Raw genomic sequence first — 16,767 nt, forward strand, 5'->3', positions numbered from 1 at the left:
GCCGGGCGCGGTCGACGCGGCGGCCGGTCAGGTAGCGGTGCGGCGGCAGCCCGAACCGCGCCCCGAAGCAGCGCACGAGGTACGCCGGGTGCGCGCCGAGCGTCTCGCCGGCTTCGGCGAGCGTCAGCGCTTCGGGCAGCTTCGCGTCGAGGAGGTCCCGCAGGTCCTCCGCCAGCCCGCGCTTCGGTTCCGGCGCGACCGGCTGCCCCAGGTGCGTCCGGAGCCGGTCGGCCACCAGCACCAGCCTGCTCTCGGCCTCCAGCGCGTCGCCGGGGTGGGCGAGGGACTCGTGCAGCTGGTGGATGCGGGTCCGCAGCAGGCCGTCGGCGAGGCTCGGGCGGTCCACGGCGGCGCCGATCAGGTCGTCGCCGAGCACCGGCGCGTCCAGGTACAGCACGCGCTTGCGGAAGCCGTGGCTGGTCGCGGCGCGCCCGTCGTGGGCGACGTTCGGCGGCAGCAGCGTCACGGCCGTCCCGAGCGCGCCGTGGTGGTGGCGGTCGAGGTCGTAGCGGATGACGCCGTCGTCGACGATCAGCAGCGTCCACGTGTCGTGCGTGTGGAGCGGGTAGGCGTGCGTCGTGAAGCGGGCGTGGAAGACCTCGGCGATCCCCGGGACCGCCGGCCGCCAGGCTTCGACGTGCGCCATGTCAAGAACGTACAAGACGCGCGGGTGACCGCCGGGCGAGTCTTCGGGGCATGAGTTCCTTCGACACGAAGATCGCCGTCCTGCTCCGCGACGACCTGGCGTCCTGGCAGCGGCTGAACGTCACCGCGTTCCTGGTGAGCGGAATCGCCCACGTGACGCCGGAGCTGATGGGCGAGCCCTACGCGGACGCCGACGGCACGGAGTACCTCCCGATGTTCGGCCAGCCGGTGCTGGTGTTCTCGGGCACCGCGGCCGTCCTGACCACGGCGCACGCGCGGGCGCTGAGCCGCGGCCTGCGGTTCTCGATCTTCACCGACGAGCTGTTCCACACCGGCAACGACACCGACAACCGGGCCGCGGTGCGCGCGGTGCCGGGGGAGAAGCTCGCGCTGGCCGGGCTCGCGGTGCACGGCCCGAAGAACGCCGTCGACAAGATCCTCAAGGGCGCGTCCCTGCACCGCTGAGCGCTGCCAGCGACCCGCCGCGAGGCCCACCGGACGACACGCGGCTCGCGTGGCGGCCGAGCAGCTGCACCGCGCGCCACAGCTCGTCGTCGGCGTCGTGGCGCTCGAACGCGACCGGATCCGTCACGCGGCAGAAGACGCCGGTCAGTGAATTCGCGAGCCGGTCCCGGCGCTGGAGGAACCAGCCGCCGGGATCGGCTGCGTCGCGAGGTCGAGCGCGTCGGCGGACTCGAAGCTGCACCGCCGCGCGGACGGCGACGGCGCCACCGGTCGTGGCTCGACCCCGAGCGACTTCAGTTCGAAGGCGGCGGCGGTCACCCGGACCCGGTCCGGGGCGAAGAACTCGACCGTCACGAGGCCGTCGTGTTCCCAGCTCCACGGGTTCTTCCAGCGCGTTGCCCACGCGGCTCCCGTCCGCGACGGCCTCGGTCAGGTGGCCGTCGGCGAACCGTTCCAGGTTCACGGAGCCGTCGCGTACACCAGGAACACGCTCCGCACCCGATCCACGCCCTCGACGGTGAACGTCTGCGCCGAAGCGTCCACGAACCCCGCCGACGTCGCCAGCTCCGCGGCACCGGCCTCGTCGGTCGGGAACGACAGGTCCCGGGGCACGAAGTCCGCGAACCGGCCCGTCGGCTTGAACCGCGCCCCCGAAACCACCGAAAACGCCAGCCGTCCGCCCGGCCGGAGCACGCGCAGCCAGTCCGCGAACGCGACCGCGCCCAGGAAGTGCAGCGAGGACGCGCACAGCACGACATCGGCCGAGCCGTCCGCCGCCGGCATCGGGACCGCGGGCGCGACCTGCCACGTGATCACCCCGGCCGGGTCCAGCGTGGCCGCCTTCGCCGTGGCCCGGGCCAGCATCGCCGGCGACAAGTCGACAGCCAGCACCCGAGCCGGCTTCAGCCGCAACGCCGCGTATGCCGCGAAGCCGGTCCCCGTGGCGACGTCGAGAACCAGCTCCGGCGATTCGGGCAGCGGCGAAACCAGCGCTTCGGCGACGGACGCGTGCCAGGGGTCTTCGTCGTAGTGCTCGGCCGTGCTGTCGAAGAGGGCTGCCCTCGAGTCGTGGTCCACGGACCCAACCTAGCCGGGCCCACCAGCGGTTTTCAGCGGACGACGGCCGGCGAACCCCAGGTCGGTGCGGTGGTACCAGCCCAGCTCGCGATCACCCTCGAGCCAGCACAGCAGCACGTCGGTGCCGTCGAGCTCGGCCGGGAAGTCGACCAGCAGCGGCGCGAACCCCTTGAGCTCGGCGCCGGTGCGCTGGACCGTCGTCATGAGGTCGTCGAGGCGGGCCTGCGCGGCCTTCCACTCCGGCAGCCCGCCCAGCTCGGTGGCCCGGCCGCCGGGGCGCAGCGACGCCGCGAGCTCGGCCGCGTCGGCGCGGACGCGCACCAGTTCGTCGAGGACCGGCCGCAGCCGCGCCAGTTCGTCACGTGCTTCCGCGACGGTGAACAGTCCCATCCGCCGATTTTGCCACCGGCGGGCTTCAGCTCTCGCGCCGCCGCCGGACCAGCGCGTTGGCCAGTCCGCTGCCGACCAGCAGGAAGCCCACGCCGAGCAGCCCGCCGATGAAGAGGAAGTCCATGACGCCGTACGCGATGTCGCTCTTCGGCATCAGGTTGACCAGCCGGAACCCCCACTCGGGCACCGCCATCGCGGCGACGCCGGGCAGCACGCCGTAGATCAGCCCGCCCAGGATCGGGCCGACCGCGGACAGCGCGCCGAGCGCGGCGACGACCAGCAGCAGGATCGCCCCGCCGGCCAGCAGCGCGATGCCCAGCGCGTCGCGGTTGGTGCTGAGGGTGGCCTGGATCAGCTGCTGCTGGCGCAGCCCGCCCCAGCTCAGCAGCCCGAGGGCCACCGGTGTCAGCACGAGCCCGCCCAGCGCGCTGACGACGTGCGCGCCACCTCGGCGCGGCCGTTCGCCGAGAACGTCGGTGCTGTCTTCGTAGTCTTCGTAATCGTCTTCGTAGTCGGCGTACCGATGGGTCGACATGGCCGTCACCTCCCGCATGATGAGTTCACGGGTGGCATCGTGCCTTGGTTCACCCCGGAGCGCGACGCTCGCTCGGCGAGCGGTCGGCTGAGCCGAGCGGTCGGCCCCGGCCCCGTGAGCTGCGCCACAACCGGCGGGTGGAGACTTGATACCGGCCACTACTGGAACCATCCAGCTCGGTCAAGCAGTACGCTTGTACCGCTACCGGCGAGACTTAAAGAAGAACGCGAAGATCCGCGGAAGGAGCACCGCTGCTCATGGCCAAGATCAAGGTCCAGGGCACCGTCGTCGAACTCGACGGCGATGAGATGACCCGCATCATCTGGCAGTTCATCAAGGACAAGCTGATCCACCCGTACCTGGACGTGAACCTGGACTACTACGACCTGGGTATCGAGGAGCGGGACCGCACCGACGACCAGGTCACGGTCGACTCCGCGAACGCGATCAAGAAGCACGGCGTGGGCGTCAAGTGCGCCACGATCACCCCCGACGAGGCGCGCGTCGAGGAGTTCGGCCTCAAGAAGATGTGGCTGTCCCCGAACGGGACGATCCGCAACATCCTCGGCGGCGTGATCTTCCGCGAGCCGATCGTCATCCAGAACATCCCGCGGCTGGTGCCGACGTGGACGAAGCCGATCATCATCGGCCGCCACGCCCACGGTGACCAGTACAAGGCCACCAACTTCAAGGTGCCGGGCCCGGGCAAGCTGACCGTCAGCTACACCCCGGACGACGGCTCCGAGCCGATGGAGTTCCAGGTCGCGCAGTTCCCCGAGGGCGGCGGCGTCGCCATGGGGATGTACAACTTCAAGAAGTCGATCGAGGACTTCGCGCGCGCGTCGCTGCAGTACGGCCTCGACCGCGGCCTGCCGGTCTACCTCTCCACCAAGAACACCATCCTCAAGGCCTACGACGGCCAGTTCAAGGACGTGTTCGAGGAGATCTTCCAGAACGAGTTCAAGGCCGACTTCGACGCCAAGGGCATCTCCTACGAGCACCGCCTGATCGACGACATGGTCGCCGCGGCGATGAAGTGGGAGGGCGGCTACGTCTGGGCGTGCAAGAACTACGACGGTGACGTCCAGTCCGACACGGTCGCGCAGGGCTTCGGCTCGCTCGGCCTGATGACGTCGGTGCTGCGCACGCCGGACGGCCGGACCGTCGAGGCCGAGGCCGCGCATGGCACGGTCACCCGGCACTACCGCCAGCACCAGCAGGGCAAGCCGACGTCGACCAACCCGATCGCGTCGATCTACGCCTGGACCCGCGGCCTCGAGCACCGCGGCAAGCTGGACGGCAACCAGGAGCTGATCGGCTTCGCGAACAAGCTGGAGCAGGTCGTCGTCGAGACCGTCGAGAGCGGCCAGATGACGAAGGACCTCGCGCTGCTCATCGGCAAGGACCAGCCGTGGCAGACGACCGAGGAGTTCCTCGCGACGCTGGACGACAACCTGGCGAAGAAGATCGCCCAGGGCTGAGTTCTCCCCGCGAAGAAGCCCCCTTCCCGATTCGTCGGGAAGGGGGCTTTCTTCGTGCACAGCGCGTCACCTTGGAGTGGCTCCGCTGGCGCCTCCGGGTGGTTGCTGCGTACGGCGCTGTCGGTCCGGGTAAAGGATTGCCTACCCTTGGCGGAGGACGGGGCTCGCTGGTTGGAGGAAGGCATGTCGAAGAAGACTCTGATCATCTTGGGCGCCATCGTCCTGGTCGTCTTCGTGTACGCCATGAACACGGGGAAGCAGGCTTCGGGCGCTTCGGCGACCGGGTGCAAGGTGACCGTGACCGCGGACGTCCTGAACGCCCGCGAGACGGCGGACGGCAACGCCAAGATCGTCGGCAAGTACCTCCGCGACGCCCAGTTCGACGCCTTGCCGGGCGTGCAGAACGGCTTCCGGAAGGTGGCCGACGACAAGTGGGTGGCGGCCGCGTTCACCCAGCCTGTCGAGGGCTCCACTTGCTGATCCTTCGCTGAATCCTTCAGACGCCGAGCAGGTCGGCCGCGAGCGTGGCGACGCCGAACGCCGCGGCCGAAAGGCCCAGCGTGCGAGCGCGCTTCGGATCGCGTTTCGCCGCGGCGCGCCAGTAGAGGCCGATGCCGATCGCCAGCATCAGCAGTTCGACGACGGCCGAGACGGCGGGCAGCCGCCAGAGCCCGAAGCCGAACGTGGGCAGGTCGCCGGCGTTGCCGGGCAGGATCGGCAGGTCGGCGCGGTGCACGACGAGGTCGAGCAGCCAGTGCGAGAACACGACGCCGGCAAGGATCAGCCCGGCTTCGCGGCCGAGTTTGATGGCCGCGACGCCGCCGAAGAGCGCGGCGAGCACGAGCGCGCCCACGAGCGAGTGCGTGTAGTCGGCGTGGATGACGCCGCCGCCGTAGCCCTCGCCGTCGACCGTCTCGATGCCGCTCAGGTAGAGCGGCACGAACACGACGTCGAGCCAGGCGGTGGCGAGCATGAGAGTCCAGACGGGGATGGCCGGCCGGCCCGCCTTGACGGCGGCGGCCAGCCCGAAGTGACCGGCGATCATCTGGGGGCCTCCGTCCACGGGAAGCGGGCGTCGAGCACGCCCAGCCCGACGGTGAAGAGGAGCACGGCGAGGATGAAGCTCATTTCGGTTCCTGTTCTGCGTAGCTCGCCAGACCCTGGACGAGCATCTTCTTGAGCACTTCGAAGCTTTCGCCGACGTCTTCCGGGCGCCCGAAGCCGCCGGACGCCTCGAGCCCGGCGAACCCGTGGACGGCGGCGCGGATGCAGCGCGTCGCGTGCACGGCCCGGCCGTGGTCGAAGCCGAACGGCCGGAGCACGGCGAAGACGACCTCGGCGACCGCGTGGGTCGCGCTGCTGAGTTCGGTGTCGGTTTCGTCCGGCGCGGTGACGAGCGCGTGGGTGCGGCGGGGGTATTGCCGCAGGTAGCCGCGGTAGGCATCGGCCAGCGCGGCCACGGCGTCCTCGCCTTCGCGGCCTGTCGCGGCGGTCCGGAGGGTTTCGGCCATTTCCTTGACGACGCGGAGGTCGATGAGCCGCCGCAGGTCGGCGAGGTTCTTGACGTGCTTGTAGAGGGACGGCGCGGCGACCCCGGCCCGTTCGGCGATCTTGGCGAGGGTGAGGGCCTCGGGACCGGCTTCGTCGACGACGGCGATGGCGATGGCGACGACCGCGTCGGTGGTCAGGCCGGCTCTAGGGGACATGGTGGCTACTCTGCATAGCTTTAAAGCTAATACTAGTAGCTTTGGGCGTCAAGGCACGGTTTTTGTCGGTGGTGGGTGCTAGAACTGATCACGTCGAAAACCGCAGGTGGCGGCCCATGGCTGCCGGAGAGGAGGCACCGTCCGGGGACGGGCGACAACTGAATGCGGCACGAGCCGGACGTGACGTCCGCGAGGTCTCCAGGGGGAGTCTCGCGGGCAACGGGAGCCGGGTCGGTGCGGCGCTGATCGGCGACGCCGCGACGGCGGATCGCGCGGTGATCGAACCTGGGGAACGCGCTCGGACGGGGGGCGGAGCGCGAGGGGAGATCTGCGGCGGGGTGGCCGGAGCACGAGGGCGACGGTCTCCGGCCGCGCGGAGGGCCACATCGCCTTCCGGCGGGTGCGGGCAGGCGAAGCCTTCCGGCGGTTGCGCGAGAGCGCTGGTGGGAGCCCGCGCCCAGGGCGGCGCGCTCCACATGGGCGGGCGAGGTCGCTCGTCGCGTGCGGGCCGAGGGCACAGCGTCGCTCGCGGTCGGTCGGCGGCGCCCGGTCCAGGTCCGGCGTCAGAGCGCGATCGTGAGGTCCTCTTCCGCGACCAGCACCTCACCACCGAACCCGGCCCGAGCCTCCTCGGCCGCGGCGGCACGATCGGTGCCCGGCCAGAAGTGCGTGAGCAGCAACCGCCGAGCGCCCGCCTTCGCCGCCCACTGGCCCGCTTCGGCGGCGGTCATCAGATAGCGAGGCTCCCCCTCCGCCGGTGGGGTGCGGAGGGTGGCGTCGCAGATGACCAGGTCCGCGTCGCGGCCGAGGTCGGCCAGCAGCGGCGACGGTCCGGTGTCCCCGGTGTAGGCCACGGTGAGCCCGGGCGCGGTCAGGCGCACGCCGAAGTTCGGCTGGTGGTGCGGCAGCGGGTACGGCGTGAGGCGGAACGGCCCGACGTCGGCCGGGGTGCCGAGGTCGTGCACGGCGAACAGTTCCGTCGGGTGCGGCCGTGGCTCCAGCGCCTCGAGCCGGCGGACGGTGCCGGGGGTGCAGTGCAGCGGCAACCGCGCGCCGGGTGGGCCGGTGTAGTGCCAGGCGCGGCCGAGCGCGCTTACGTCGGCGCAGTGGTCCGGGTGCTCGTGCGTCACGACGACGGCGTCCGGCAGCCGGTCGTGGCAGTGCGCGAACAGCCGCGAGGCGGCGCCGTACCCGAGGTCGAGCACGACGCGGAAACCGTTGTGCGAGAGCAGGAACCCGGCGCACGCCCGGCCGGGTTCCGGCCACGCGCCGCAGCTGCCGAGCACGGTCAGGCTGCTCACCGCGTCACCCATGCGCGGCAGTCTGGCAGAGCGCGCGCGGCGGCGCGGCACGGTTTTCGCCGACCGGCCCCGATGGTCCGGACGCGGCCGCCCGGCCGGTAGCGTGCGAGGCGTGCTGACCGTCTCCACCGTGAACGTCAACGGCCTGCGTGCCGCCGCCAAGAAGGGCTTCGTCGAGTGGCTCGCCGCCACGAAGGCCGACGTCGTCTGCTGCCAGGAGGTGCGCGCCACCGCGGACCAGCTCCCCGCGTCGGTCGTCGAGCCCGAAGGGTGGTTCACCGCGCACGCACCGTCGGCCGTCAAGGGGCGCAACGGTGTCGCCGTGTACAGCCGCGTCGAGCCCGACGAGGTGCGCGTCGGCTTCGGGGAGCCCGAGTTCGAGGACAGCGGGCGCTACCTCGAGGTCCACCTGCCCGGCGTGGTCGTCGCGAGCCTCTACCTGCCCAGCGGGGACGTCGGCACCGAACGCCAGGACGAGAAGGAACGCTTCATGGCGGCGTTCCTGCCCTACCTCGTCGAGCTGCGGGCGAAGGCCGCCGCGGCCGGGCGCGAGGTCGTCGTCGTGGGGGACTGGAACATCGCCTACGACACGATCGACCTCAAGAACTGGCGCGGCAACCGCAAGAACTCCGGCTTCCTGCCGGAGGAACGCGAGTGGCTCGGCCGGGTCTACACCGAGGCGGGCTACACCGACGTCCAGCGCCGCCTCGACCCCGAAGGCCCCGGCCCCTACACCTGGTGGTCCTACCGCGGCCAGGCCTTCGACAACGACTCCGGCTGGCGCATCGACTGCCAGCTCGCGACGCCGGGTCTCGCCGAGAAGGTCGTCGAAGTCGTCGTCGAACGCGCGGCGGCGTACGACCAGCGCTGGTCGGACCACGCGCCGGTCACCGCCACCTACGACATCTAGGCCGCGCGGGCCGCGCGCCAGGCCGCGCTGTCCACGAAGTGGTTGTCGAACCGGTCCTGCGTCGCCAGGATCTCCGCCGGCGACGCCTCGCCCCGGCGGATCCGGTCGATCATCCGGAAGTACTCGAAGCGCTCGACGCCGGGCGTGAACACGATCAGCACGTCCGCGCCCGAGCGCGCTGTCGCGCCGAACGCGTGGTTGGTGTGCGGCGGCACGAACAGCATGTCGCCGGTCCGCACCGTCACGATGTCTTCGCCGTTCAGCACGTCCAGTTCCCCGTCCAGCATGAAGAACATCTCGGCCGACGAGGTGTGGAAGTGCGGGGTCGCCCCGTCGCGCCCACGGCCGAGGCACGCGCGGTTGGTGCTCAGGTGCCCGCCGGTCTGCGAGACGTCCGCGAGCAGGGTCATCGTGTCGGGGGTCGAGCCGAGCTGCTCGGCTTCGTCGTGGCGTACCAGCAATGTCGTCATACCCAGATGGTTCCACGCCTGATAGTTCGCTGTCAAACTATCAGGCGACGAATAGTGCTGGCGTCGAATAGAGTGGGCCCGGTGAGTGACGAAGACGCCGTCGACGCCGTCGTGTCGGCGTGGCACCGTGAACGCCCCGACCTCGACCTGACCGCCATCGGCGTGGCCGGCCGGATGGGCCGGCTGGCGCTCGTGCTCGGCCCGGCCCAGGAGCGCGTGTTCGGCAAGTTCGGCCTGCAGCGCGGGGAGTTCGACGTCCTGGCGGCGCTGCGCCGGTCCGGGCGGCCCTACACGCTGATCCCGTCCGAGCTGTCCGCGACGCTGATGATGTCCCGCGCCGGCATGACGAGCCGTCTCGACCGGCTGGAGAAGGCCGGCTTCGTCGAGCGCGCGCTCGACCCGAACGACCGCCGCAGCTTCCGCATCCGCTTGACGGACAAGGGTTTCGACGCCGTCGACGCCGCGATGACCGAGCACACCGCGAACGTCTCCGAGCTGCTGTCCGGACTGTCCGGAAAGGAGCTCGGCCTGCTGGACGACGTCCTGCGCAAGCTGCTGGGGCACCTCGATCCCCCCGCGTGACGCGAAAAGGGCCTCCCCGGCGGCGTGTCGGGAAGGCCCTTCTAGCCGCGCCCGGCTCAGCAGGACAGGTTGTTCCCGGTCGGGACCCCGAGGATCCCGGTGATCTGCGTGTACTTGTCGATCCGGCTCTGCACCTGGGCGGGGTTGCCGCCGTTGCACTCGATCGACCCGTTGATGCTGCGAATGGTCTCGCCGAACCCGCGCTGGTTGACCATCGCGTCGTGCGGCGTCATGGTGCCCGGCCCGGTCTGGGTGTTCCAGTACCAGAGCCCGGTCTTCCACGCGACGGCCGAGTTCTGCTCGACCTGGTACGGGTTGCCGAGCAGGTCGATGCCGAGCGCGTCGCCGGCGGCCTTGTAGTTGAAGTTCCAGCTGAGCTGGATCGGCCCGCGGCCGTAGTAGGCGGCCTGGCCGGCCGGGCAGCCGTAGGACTGGCTCGCGTCGCAGTAGTGCGGGTAGTTCGCGGTGTTCTGCTCGACGATGTAGACGAGCCCGCCGGTCTCGTGGTTGACGTTCGCCAGGAACGCCGCCGCTTCCTGCTTCTTGACCGTGTCGTCGCCGGTGTTGGCGAAGCCGGGGTAGGCCGACAGCGCGTCGGTCAGGCCGCTGTAGGAGTAGAAACTGTTGCGGTTGGGGAAGATCTGGTCGAACTGGGCTTCGCTGACGACGAACGAGGCGTCCGCCGCGGCGGACGCGGTCGTGGCCGGGAGAACGATGGCGCCGGCCGCCGCGGCGAGCGCGCTCACCGCCACTCCGGTGCGCTTCAAGAACCGGGTAATCGACATTCAGACTCCTCTTGATCACGCCGGTCGTGCGCGGTCCGACCGAGCCGAATGGGCTACTCCAAGAGGTATAGACCAATCACTATCGAGTGAAAAGTTTTCCGAATAAGACGACGCGATCGGAGCATCGCGCGCTGCGTCGAATGGCATAGCGTGAGCCGTTCTTGCGACAAACGGGTGACGGCCAGGCGGACATCGATCGGTCAGGTTCTACTTTGAGTGTGAGCGTTCCGCCCTCCGCAACACCCACTTGGGCGGTTGGGGTGAACCACAGGGGTGCCGGGACCGTGTTGTGAGTTGGGCGCTAGTCTCAGCCCCCGAGCCGATCGGACCCCGGGGTCTTGACACGCTCGGTAGCTTTTTGACCAGCAACACGCAGCGTCTCACTCGGATGGGTGAGCGTTTCGCTCGTCAATCGCGGGAGGCACTCCGGTGCGCAACCCAGGTCATCTCCTGTTGCGGTCCACGCTGCGCGCCGGCCGCGCGGCCGCGGTGGTCGCGCTCGTCCCGGCCACCCTGCTCCTCGCGGGTGGCGGCAGCGCGTTCGCCGACGTCACGACGACCGCACAGGCCGAAACGACCGCGGAGAGCTTCGGTGTGCTCGGCCCGGTGGGCCTGGTCGCGGTCGCGCTCGGCATCGTCGGCATGACCCTGGGCGTGCTGCGCCAGCGCCGCAAGAACCGAGTCGCCGAGGCCGCCCCGGCCACCCCCGAAACCCCCGGCCCGGTCACAGCCATGGCGGAAGCCGTCCTCGGCGAGCCCGACGCCACGCCGACCCGCCCGTACCTCACCCAGCACCCGCACGCCTGACCCGCCGCCGCATGCCGGGGTTGCCCGCGTGCGCCCGCTCAGCTGATGAGCGACACCGCCGGAGCCCAGCAAGTCGGCGCCCCACGCCGTTGTCGCTGCGGCACCCGCTTGGGCCGGAGCTGCCCGTTGCTCGCTCCGCGCCTGCACGCCTGACCTGCTTGCGCCGCACGCCGGAGCTGTTTCGGCGTTGCTCGGCATCCGCACGCCGGGCTGCTCGCGCACGTCCTCCCGGCTGATGAGCCCTCCGCCGGAGTCCGGTCCGCTCGGGGCCGACCCGCCCGCTTCCGCCCAGCATGTCGGGGTTGCTCGCGTGCGCCCGCCCGGCCGATGAAGCGCCGAAGGGCCCTCGCCGCCCGGGCTTCGATCCAGCCTGGAAGAATCTCCGCGTGTCCGAAGAGCAGACCGTCGCAGCCGCACGCCGTCCGCGGGTCCTGTCCGGGATCCAGCCCACCGCCGACTCGTTCCACCTCGGGAACTACCTCGGTGCCCTGCGCCAGTGGGTGCGGATGCAGGACACGCACGAGACCTTCTACTGCGTGGTCGACCTGCACGCGATCACCGTCGAGCAGGATCCGAAGGTGCTGCGGCAGCGCACCCGCGTCTCGGCCGCGCAGCTGCTCGCCATCGGGATCGACCCGCAGCGCAGTGCCCTGTTCGTGCAGAGCCACGTGCCCGAGCACGCGCAGCTGAGCTGGGTCCTCGAGTGTCAGACCGGCTTCGGCGAAGCCGGCCGGATGACGCAGTTCAAGGACAAGTCCGCCAAGCAGGGCTCCGACCGCTCCAGCGTCGGCCTCTTCACCTACCCGATCCTGCAGGCCGCGGACATCCTGCTCTACCAGGCCGACGCCGTCCCGGTCGGCGAGGACCAGCGGCAGCACCTGGAGCTCACGCGCGACCTCGCGCAGCGCTTCAACAACCGCCTGGGCAAGACGTTCGTCGTGCCCGAGCCGTTCATCATCAAGGACACCGCGAAGATCTACGACCTGCAGGACCCGACGAGCAAGATGAGCAAGTCGGCGTCCACCGCGAACGGGCTCGTCGAGCTGCTCGAAGACCCGAAGCGCTCGGCGAAGAAGATCCGCTCGGCGGTCACCGACACCGGCCGCGAGGTCAAGTTCGACGCCGAGAACAAGGCGGGCGTCTCGAACCTGCTGTCCATCTACTCCGCGCTGACCGAGCGGACGATCGCGGACCTCGAAGCCGCCTACGAAGGCAAGGGTTACGGCGACCTGAAGAAGGACCTCGGCGAGGTGTTCGTCGAGTGGGTCACGCCGATCCAGGAGCGCGTCAAGTCCTATTTGGACGATGTCGCGGAGCTGGACAAGGTCCTCGCCGCCGGTGCCGAGCGCGCCCGCGAGGTGGCGTCGAAGACGCTGGCCAAGACGTACCAGCGGATCGGGTTCCTGCCGCCGGTGCGGTGAAGCTGATCCTGCTCAACGGCCCGCCGGGCAGCGGCAAGTCGACGCTCGCCCGGCGCTACGCCGACGACCACCCGCCGGCGCTGGCGCTGGACGTCGACCGGCTCCGCGCGATGGTCGGCGGCTGGCGCGCCCAACCGGGTCCGGCCGGCCTGCTGGCCCGTGACATCGCCGTGGCCGCCGCCCGCGCGCACCTGACCGCGGGCCACGACGTCGTGGTGCCCCAGCTGCTGGCCCGTCCGGAGTTCGCCGGACGGCTTGAAGCGCTGGCCCGCGAAACGGGCGCCGGGTTCCGCGAGTTCGTGCTCCTCCCCGGCCGCGACGTGGCCCGGCGCCGCTTCGAGGCGCGCGAGTCCGAAGTCGAGACGGCCACCTCGCTGACCGCCGCCGAGCTGGACCGCAGCTACGCGGCCGTCGAGGCGTTCGCCGCGAGCCGCGGTGCGCACGTCGTGGACGGCTACGACGCCCTGCTCACCTCCCTCACCTGAACCGCTCGCGTTGCAGGAGTCACCGGGCGTGGTTAGCGTTTTACAGTGGCGAACGAAGAGAAGGAAAAGCTCCTGCCGCGCCTGCGCAGGAAGTACCCGTGGCTGGATCACCTGATCCGCGCCAACGACGCCTTCACCGAGCGGTACGGCAACCACTACGCCGCCGCGATCACCTACTTCAGCGTGCTGTCGGTGTTCCCGCTGTTCATGGTCGCGTTCGCCGTCGTGGGGCTGGTGGTCAACCACGACCAGACGATCATCGCCAAGATCACCGACGGCGTGAACAACGCCGTCCCCGAGGGCCTGCGCGAGCTGGTGAACGGCATCGTCAAGGGCGCGCTCGACTCCGGCGGCACGATCGGCGTCTTCGGCCTGCTCATCGCCCTTTACTCCGGCATCGGCTGGATGTCGAACCTCCGCGACGCGCTCACCGCGCAGTGGGGCCAGGAAAAGCAGGCGCAGCCGCTCGTCAAGCAGACGCTCAAGGACCTCGTCGCGCTCGTCGGCCTCGGCGTCGCGCTCATCGTTTCGTTCGCGCTGACCGCCGTCGGGGGCGGGGTCGGGCAGTTCCTGCTCGAACTCGTCGGGCTCGAACACCAAACCTGGGCGATCTACCTGCTCCGCGGGGCGACGATCGTGCTCGGCCTGCTCGCCAACACCCTCGTCTTCCTCTGGGTGATCGCGCGGCTGCCGCGGGAGCGCGTCGCGCTGCGCAGCGCCGTCAAGGGTGCCGCGGTCGCCGCCGTCGGGTTCGTCGTCCTGCAGCAGGTCGGGTCGATCTACCTGGCCAGCGTCACGAAGTCGCCGTCGGCCGCGCTGTTCGGGCCGGTCATCGGTCTGCTCGTGTTCGCGAACCTCGTCTCGCGCTTCCTGTTGCTCATCACGGCGTGGACCGCGACGGCGAGGGAGAACCAGCACAAGGTCGTCCAGCCTCCGCCGCCGGTGCTGCTGGAGCAGAACGTCACGGTCCAGCGCGGGCCCGGCCTCGGGGCCGTCGCGGGCGCGTTCGGTGCCGGCGCGCTGCTCGCGTGGTTCGGGGGCCGCCGCAAGCCTTGACAGGGGGCTGGGTGGTAAAGAAACTGAACCGGTAAGAAATCTGAACCGGAGGTTTCATGCTGGACGCCGCCCGCGAGTGCGCCGCGCTCGCCAAGACGCTCGCGCCGGTCACCGAGCGGGAGCGCGCCCTGCCCGCCGAGCTCGTCGCCAAGCTGACCGGCGCCCAGCTCCTGCGCAGCGGCGTCCCCGGTTACCTCGGCGGGCCCGAAGCGCCGCCCGCCGTCAGTCTCGAGACCGCCGAGACGGTCGCCCGCGGCGACGCCTCGGCCGGCTGGTGCGTCTCGATCGCCGTGACGAGCAGCCTGTTGTCGGCGTACGCGCCGCGGAAGTGCGCCGAAGAGGTCTTCGGCGACCCCCGCACCGTCGCCGCCGGGGTCTGGGCGCCGCGTGGCACCGGCGAGCGGGTCGAGGGCGGGTACGTCGTGTCCGGCCGGTGGGCGTTCTGCAGCGGGATCCCGCACTGCGACTGGCTTTTCGCCGGGTTCGTCCACGAAGGACAGCTCTTCGTCGCGGCGTTCCCCAAGGCCGACATCACCGTGCTCGACACGTGGCACACGAACGGCTTGCGCGGCACCGGCAGCCACGACTGCGTTGCCGACGCGGTGTTCGTCCCGGAGCACCGCGTCTTCTCGGTCATGGGCGGCCCGCCGCCGGAAGCCGTTTCGCTGCACCGGTTCCCGCTCTTCGGCTACTTCGCGCTGTCGGTCGCCGCGGCCGCGCTGGGCAACGCGCGCGGCGCGATCGACGACCTCGTCGAGCTGGCCGCCACCCGGAAACCGCTCGGCTCCAGCCGGTCGCTGGCCGAGCGGGCGCAGACCCAGGCGTCCGTCGCGGAGGCCGAAGCCGCGCTGCGCGCGGCGCGGCTGTTGTTCTACACCAGCATCGACGACGCCTGGCAGGCCGCGCAGGGCACCGAACCGGTGTCGGACGCGCTCAAGGTGGGTCTCCGGCTCGCGGCCACGCACGTCACGCGCACGGCCGCGAAGGTCGCCGAAAGCATGTACGACCTCGGCGGCGGCGCCGCGATCTACGAGACTTCGCCGCTGCAGCGCCGGTTCCGCGACGCCCACACCGCCACCGCCCACTTCCAGGTGAACCCGGCCAGCTTCGAGCTGCCGGGCAAGCTGCTGCTGGGCGTCCCGGCCCGGACGGAGCAGCTGTGACCGACCTCGGCCACCGGTTCACCGCGGACTCGGTCGGGCGCGCGCTCGACCTGGTCGGCGAGCGGTGGAGCCTGCTCATCCTGCGGGAGGCGTTCTTCGGCGTGCGCCGCTACGGCGAGTTCGCGCGGACGCTTTCGATCCCGCGCCCGACGTTGTCCGCCCGGCTGAAGACCCTCGTCGACGCGGGCGTGCTCGACCGCGTCGACCCGGTGCCCGAATACCGGCTGACCCCGGCCGGGCGCGACCTCTTCGGCGCCGTCGTCACGCTCATGCAGTGGGGCGACCGGCACCTCGCCGGGCCGGAGGGGCCGCCGATCCTGTTGCGGCACAACGACTGCGGCGAGATCGCCGAAACGTTCGTCGCCTGCGGGCACTGCGGTGGCGCGATCGCGACCGACCGGGTGACCCCGGAACCCGGGCCCGGGTTCCGCTAGCTCGCGGCCCTCTTGCGCTGGTGCCCGACGGCGAACCCGCCGACGATGATCAGGAACACGACCAGCGTGATGATCCAGCCGGTGACGCCGAACGGGTCGTCCTTGGCCGCGGCGGCCGAGGACGTCGTGCCGCTGTTGCTCGTGCCGCCGTCGGTCAGCACCGACGGGTCGCCGCCGGGCGCGTCGGCCGACGGCGCCTGGTAGGTGATCTGCCCGACCGGCTCGGCGCGGTCGTCTTCCAGCGCGAAGCCGTAGTCGAGCAGCTTCGCCGCCTGGTCGACGACCTTCGTCGGCTTCTGCTCGGCGCGCAGCATGACGACGGCGAGCCGCTTGCCCTTGCGCTGCGCGGAGCCGACGTAGGTGTGGCGGGCGTCGTCGGTGAAGCCGGTCTTGCCGCCGAGGAAACCGGGGTAGACGCCGAGCAGCTTGTTGTCGTTGAAGATCGGGATCGCGGGCTTGCCGCCGGTCGGCGGGATCTCGAAGTTCTTCGTCGCGACGACCCGCGCGAACTCGGGCTGCTTCATCGCGTAGTGGAAGATCAGGCTGAGGTCGTAGGCCGAGGTCGACATGCCCGGCCCGTCGAGCCCCGACGGCGTCGCGGCCCGCGTGTCCAGCGCGCCGATGCGGCCCGCCAGCGCGTTCATCTTCGCCACCGTCGCGTCGACCCCGCCGAGGGCGGTGGCCAGCGCGTGCGCGACGTCGTTGCCCGAGTGCATCAGCAGGCCGTGGAGCAGCTGGTCGACCGTGTACTGGCCGCCGGCGGCGAGGCCGACGCAGGTGCACTCCTGCTCGGCGTCCTCCTTCGTCGCGACGAGCACCTGCTGCGGGTTCAGCTGGGTGACGACGACGAGCGCGAGCAGCGTCTTGATCAGCGACGCCGGCCGCTGCCGGGCGTGCGGGTCCTTCGCCGCGATGACCGCGCCGCTGTCGAGGTCCTGCACCACCCAGGACGCCGCGGTGTTGCCGTCCGGCGGGTTGAGCGCGCCGTCCGGGGTGATCAGGCCGCACTCGGCCAGCCGCGGGCCGCCGACCGGGGCGGCGGGCACGGCCAGCG

At 70.9% G+C, this 16,767-nt stretch carries 22 protein-coding genes; 11 read left to right on the forward strand and 11 right to left on the reverse strand.

Annotation, left to right across the window (positions count from 1 at the left end):
* A partial coding sequence (locus G3I65_RS37345) for an AraC family transcriptional regulator (protein ID WP_160700261.1) occupies positions 1 to 646 on the reverse strand: 646 nt, incomplete at its 3' end.
* Positions 647 to 696: 50 nt separating this feature from the next.
* Between G3I65_RS37345 and G3I65_RS37350 the strand changes: the two genes are divergently transcribed.
* Complete coding sequence (locus tag G3I65_RS37350; RefSeq protein WP_160700262.1) at positions 697 to 1,110, forward strand: DUF2000 domain-containing protein; 414 nt, start codon at positions 697 to 699, stop codon at positions 1,108 to 1,110.
* Positions 1,111 to 1,254: 144 nt separating this feature from the next.
* Here G3I65_RS37350 and G3I65_RS37355 read toward each other — a convergent pair whose 3' ends face one another.
* The 4 genes from G3I65_RS37355 to G3I65_RS37370 all read right to left on the reverse strand — a co-directional run bounded on the left by G3I65_RS37355 (position 1,255) and on the right by G3I65_RS37370 (position 3,112).
* Positions 1,255 to 1,464 (reverse strand): hypothetical protein, encoded by a 210-nt coding sequence (locus G3I65_RS37355; RefSeq protein WP_160700263.1) that lies wholly within the window; start codon positions 1,462 to 1,464, stop codon positions 1,255 to 1,257.
* A 105-nt stretch (positions 1,465 to 1,569) separates the two neighbouring features.
* The gene (locus G3I65_RS37360) at positions 1,570 to 2,187 is read right to left on the reverse strand and encodes a class I SAM-dependent methyltransferase (RefSeq protein WP_160700264.1); all 618 of its coding nucleotides are present in this window, start codon (positions 2,185 to 2,187) and stop codon (positions 1,570 to 1,572) included.
* A 9-nt stretch (positions 2,188 to 2,196) separates the two neighbouring features.
* Positions 2,197 to 2,577 carry a DUF2203 domain-containing protein gene (locus G3I65_RS37365; protein ID WP_125307367.1) on the reverse strand — a complete coding sequence of 127 codons (381 nt, stop codon included), beginning with the start codon at positions 2,575 to 2,577 and terminating at the stop codon, positions 2,197 to 2,199.
* A 25-nt stretch (positions 2,578 to 2,602) separates the two neighbouring features.
* Complete coding sequence (locus tag G3I65_RS37370) at positions 2,603 to 3,112, reverse strand: hypothetical protein (RefSeq protein ID WP_160700265.1); 510 nt, start codon at positions 3,110 to 3,112, stop codon at positions 2,603 to 2,605.
* A gap of 257 nt (positions 3,113 to 3,369) precedes the next feature.
* Here G3I65_RS37370 and G3I65_RS37375 point away from each other — a divergent pair, with 257 nt between their 5' ends.
* On the forward strand, positions 3,370 to 4,593 hold the full coding sequence (locus G3I65_RS37375) for an NADP-dependent isocitrate dehydrogenase (protein WP_160700266.1): 1,224 nt from the start codon (positions 3,370 to 3,372) through the stop codon (positions 4,591 to 4,593).
* A 183-nt stretch (positions 4,594 to 4,776) separates the two neighbouring features.
* Positions 4,777 to 5,073: an SH3 domain-containing protein gene (locus G3I65_RS37380; protein WP_125307365.1), complete on the forward strand. Its 297-nt coding sequence runs from the start codon at positions 4,777 to 4,779 to the stop codon at positions 5,071 to 5,073.
* A gap of 16 nt (positions 5,074 to 5,089) precedes the next feature.
* Here the strand turns inward: G3I65_RS37380 and G3I65_RS37385 are convergent, their stop codons facing one another.
* From G3I65_RS37385 to G3I65_RS37395, 3 genes are all read right to left on the reverse strand, one after another.
* Complete coding sequence (locus G3I65_RS37385) at positions 5,090 to 5,638, reverse strand: permease (protein WP_160700267.1); 549 nt, start codon at positions 5,636 to 5,638, stop codon at positions 5,090 to 5,092.
* A 79-nt stretch (positions 5,639 to 5,717) separates the two neighbouring features.
* Positions 5,718 to 6,299, reverse strand: a complete 582-nt coding sequence (locus tag G3I65_RS37390; protein WP_160700268.1) for a TetR/AcrR family transcriptional regulator — start codon at positions 6,297 to 6,299, stop codon at positions 5,718 to 5,720.
* A 563-nt stretch (positions 6,300 to 6,862) separates the two neighbouring features.
* The gene (locus tag G3I65_RS37395; protein ID WP_160700269.1) at positions 6,863 to 7,612 is read right to left on the reverse strand and encodes an MBL fold metallo-hydrolase; all 750 of its coding nucleotides are present in this window, start codon (positions 7,610 to 7,612) and stop codon (positions 6,863 to 6,865) included.
* Positions 7,613 to 7,703: 91 nt separating this feature from the next.
* On the opposite strand from G3I65_RS37395, the gene G3I65_RS37400 reads away from it, so the two are divergent.
* A complete protein-coding gene (locus G3I65_RS37400; RefSeq protein ID WP_160700280.1) occupies positions 7,704 to 8,510 on the forward strand; it encodes an exodeoxyribonuclease III in 807 nt (268 codons plus the stop codon).
* Here G3I65_RS37400 and G3I65_RS37405 read toward each other — a convergent pair.
* Positions 8,507 to 8,980: a cupin domain-containing protein gene (locus G3I65_RS37405; RefSeq protein ID WP_160700270.1), complete on the reverse strand. Its 474-nt coding sequence runs from the start codon at positions 8,978 to 8,980 to the stop codon at positions 8,507 to 8,509. The genes G3I65_RS37400 and G3I65_RS37405 overlap by 4 nt on opposite strands.
* A gap of 81 nt (positions 8,981 to 9,061) precedes the next feature.
* Between G3I65_RS37405 and G3I65_RS37410 the strand changes: the two genes are divergently transcribed.
* Positions 9,062 to 9,562, forward strand: a complete 501-nt coding sequence (locus G3I65_RS37410; protein ID WP_160700271.1) for a MarR family winged helix-turn-helix transcriptional regulator — start codon at positions 9,062 to 9,064, stop codon at positions 9,560 to 9,562.
* A 56-nt stretch (positions 9,563 to 9,618) separates the two neighbouring features.
* On the opposite strand, the gene G3I65_RS37415 is transcribed toward G3I65_RS37410, so the two are convergent.
* Positions 9,619 to 10,347 (reverse strand): chitinase, encoded by a 729-nt coding sequence (locus G3I65_RS37415; RefSeq protein ID WP_160700272.1) that lies wholly within the window; start codon positions 10,345 to 10,347, stop codon positions 9,619 to 9,621.
* A 453-nt stretch (positions 10,348 to 10,800) separates the two neighbouring features.
* On the opposite strand from G3I65_RS37415, the gene G3I65_RS37420 reads away from it, so the two are divergent.
* The 6 genes from G3I65_RS37420 (at position 10,801) to G3I65_RS37445 (ending at position 15,713) form a co-directional block, all read left to right on the forward strand.
* Positions 10,801 to 11,154 (forward strand): hypothetical protein, encoded by a 354-nt coding sequence (locus G3I65_RS37420; RefSeq protein ID WP_166641061.1) that lies wholly within the window; start codon positions 10,801 to 10,803, stop codon positions 11,152 to 11,154.
* Positions 11,155 to 11,540: 386 nt separating this feature from the next.
* Entirely contained in the window at positions 11,541 to 12,575 is a 1,035-nt protein-coding gene (gene trpS, locus G3I65_RS37425; protein WP_160700274.1) for a tryptophan--tRNA ligase, read from the forward strand.
* Positions 12,572 to 13,060 (forward strand): ATP-binding protein, encoded by a 489-nt coding sequence (locus G3I65_RS37430; protein ID WP_160700275.1) that lies wholly within the window; start codon positions 12,572 to 12,574, stop codon positions 13,058 to 13,060. Before trpS ends, G3I65_RS37430 begins: the two co-directional genes overlap by 4 nt.
* A gap of 45 nt (positions 13,061 to 13,105) precedes the next feature.
* On the forward strand, positions 13,106 to 14,116 hold the full coding sequence (gene yhjD, locus G3I65_RS37435; protein ID WP_160700276.1) for an inner membrane protein YhjD: 1,011 nt from the start codon (positions 13,106 to 13,108) through the stop codon (positions 14,114 to 14,116).
* A 56-nt stretch (positions 14,117 to 14,172) separates the two neighbouring features.
* Positions 14,173 to 15,279, forward strand: coding sequence for an acyl-CoA dehydrogenase family protein (locus G3I65_RS37440; RefSeq protein WP_160700277.1), 1,107 nt, complete (start codon positions 14,173 to 14,175; stop codon positions 15,277 to 15,279).
* Positions 15,276 to 15,713 (forward strand): helix-turn-helix domain-containing protein, encoded by a 438-nt coding sequence (locus tag G3I65_RS37445; protein WP_160700278.1) that lies wholly within the window; start codon positions 15,276 to 15,278, stop codon positions 15,711 to 15,713. Before G3I65_RS37440 ends, G3I65_RS37445 begins: the two co-directional genes overlap by 4 nt.
* Here the strand turns inward: G3I65_RS37445 and G3I65_RS37450 are convergent.
* A partial coding sequence (locus tag G3I65_RS37450; RefSeq protein WP_160700279.1) for a D-alanyl-D-alanine carboxypeptidase family protein occupies positions 15,710 to 16,767 on the reverse strand: 1,058 nt, incomplete at its 5' end. The two genes, G3I65_RS37445 and G3I65_RS37450, sit on opposite strands and share 4 nt — an antisense overlap.

This window comes from Amycolatopsis sp. SID8362, assembly GCF_010550475.1.
Taxonomy (GTDB): Bacteria; Actinomycetota; Actinomycetes; order Mycobacteriales; family Pseudonocardiaceae; genus Amycolatopsis; species Amycolatopsis eburnea.

Coding starts and splice junctions, on each gene's coding strand:
- G3I65_RS37385 (WP_160700267.1), bottom strand. CDS start 5,638: ATGATCGCCGGTCACTTCGGGCTGGCCGCCGCCGTCAAGGCGGGCCGG.
- G3I65_RS37380 (WP_125307365.1), top strand. CDS start 4,777: ATGTCGAAGAAGACTCTGATCATCTTGGGCGCCATCGTCCTGGTCGTC.
- G3I65_RS37405 (WP_160700270.1), bottom strand. CDS start 8,980: ATGACGACATTGCTGGTACGCCACGACGAAGCCGAGCAGCTCGGCTCG.
- G3I65_RS37365 (WP_125307367.1), bottom strand. CDS start 2,577: ATGGGACTGTTCACCGTCGCGGAAGCACGTGACGAACTGGCGCGGCTG.
- G3I65_RS37350 (WP_160700262.1), top strand. CDS start 697: ATGAGTTCCTTCGACACGAAGATCGCCGTCCTGCTCCGCGACGACCTG.
- G3I65_RS37390 (WP_160700268.1), bottom strand. CDS start 6,299: ATGTCCCCTAGAGCCGGCCTGACCACCGACGCGGTCGTCGCCATCGCC.
- G3I65_RS37415 (WP_160700272.1), bottom strand. CDS start 10,347: ATGTCGATTACCCGGTTCTTGAAGCGCACCGGAGTGGCGGTGAGCGCG.
- G3I65_RS37395 (WP_160700269.1), bottom strand. CDS start 7,612: ATGGGTGACGCGGTGAGCAGCCTGACCGTGCTCGGCAGCTGCGGCGCG.
- G3I65_RS37440 (WP_160700277.1), top strand. CDS start 14,173: ATGCTGGACGCCGCCCGCGAGTGCGCCGCGCTCGCCAAGACGCTCGCG.
- G3I65_RS37370 (WP_160700265.1), bottom strand. CDS start 3,112: ATGTCGACCCATCGGTACGCCGACTACGAAGACGATTACGAAGACTAC.
- G3I65_RS37375 (WP_160700266.1), top strand. CDS start 3,370: ATGGCCAAGATCAAGGTCCAGGGCACCGTCGTCGAACTCGACGGCGAT.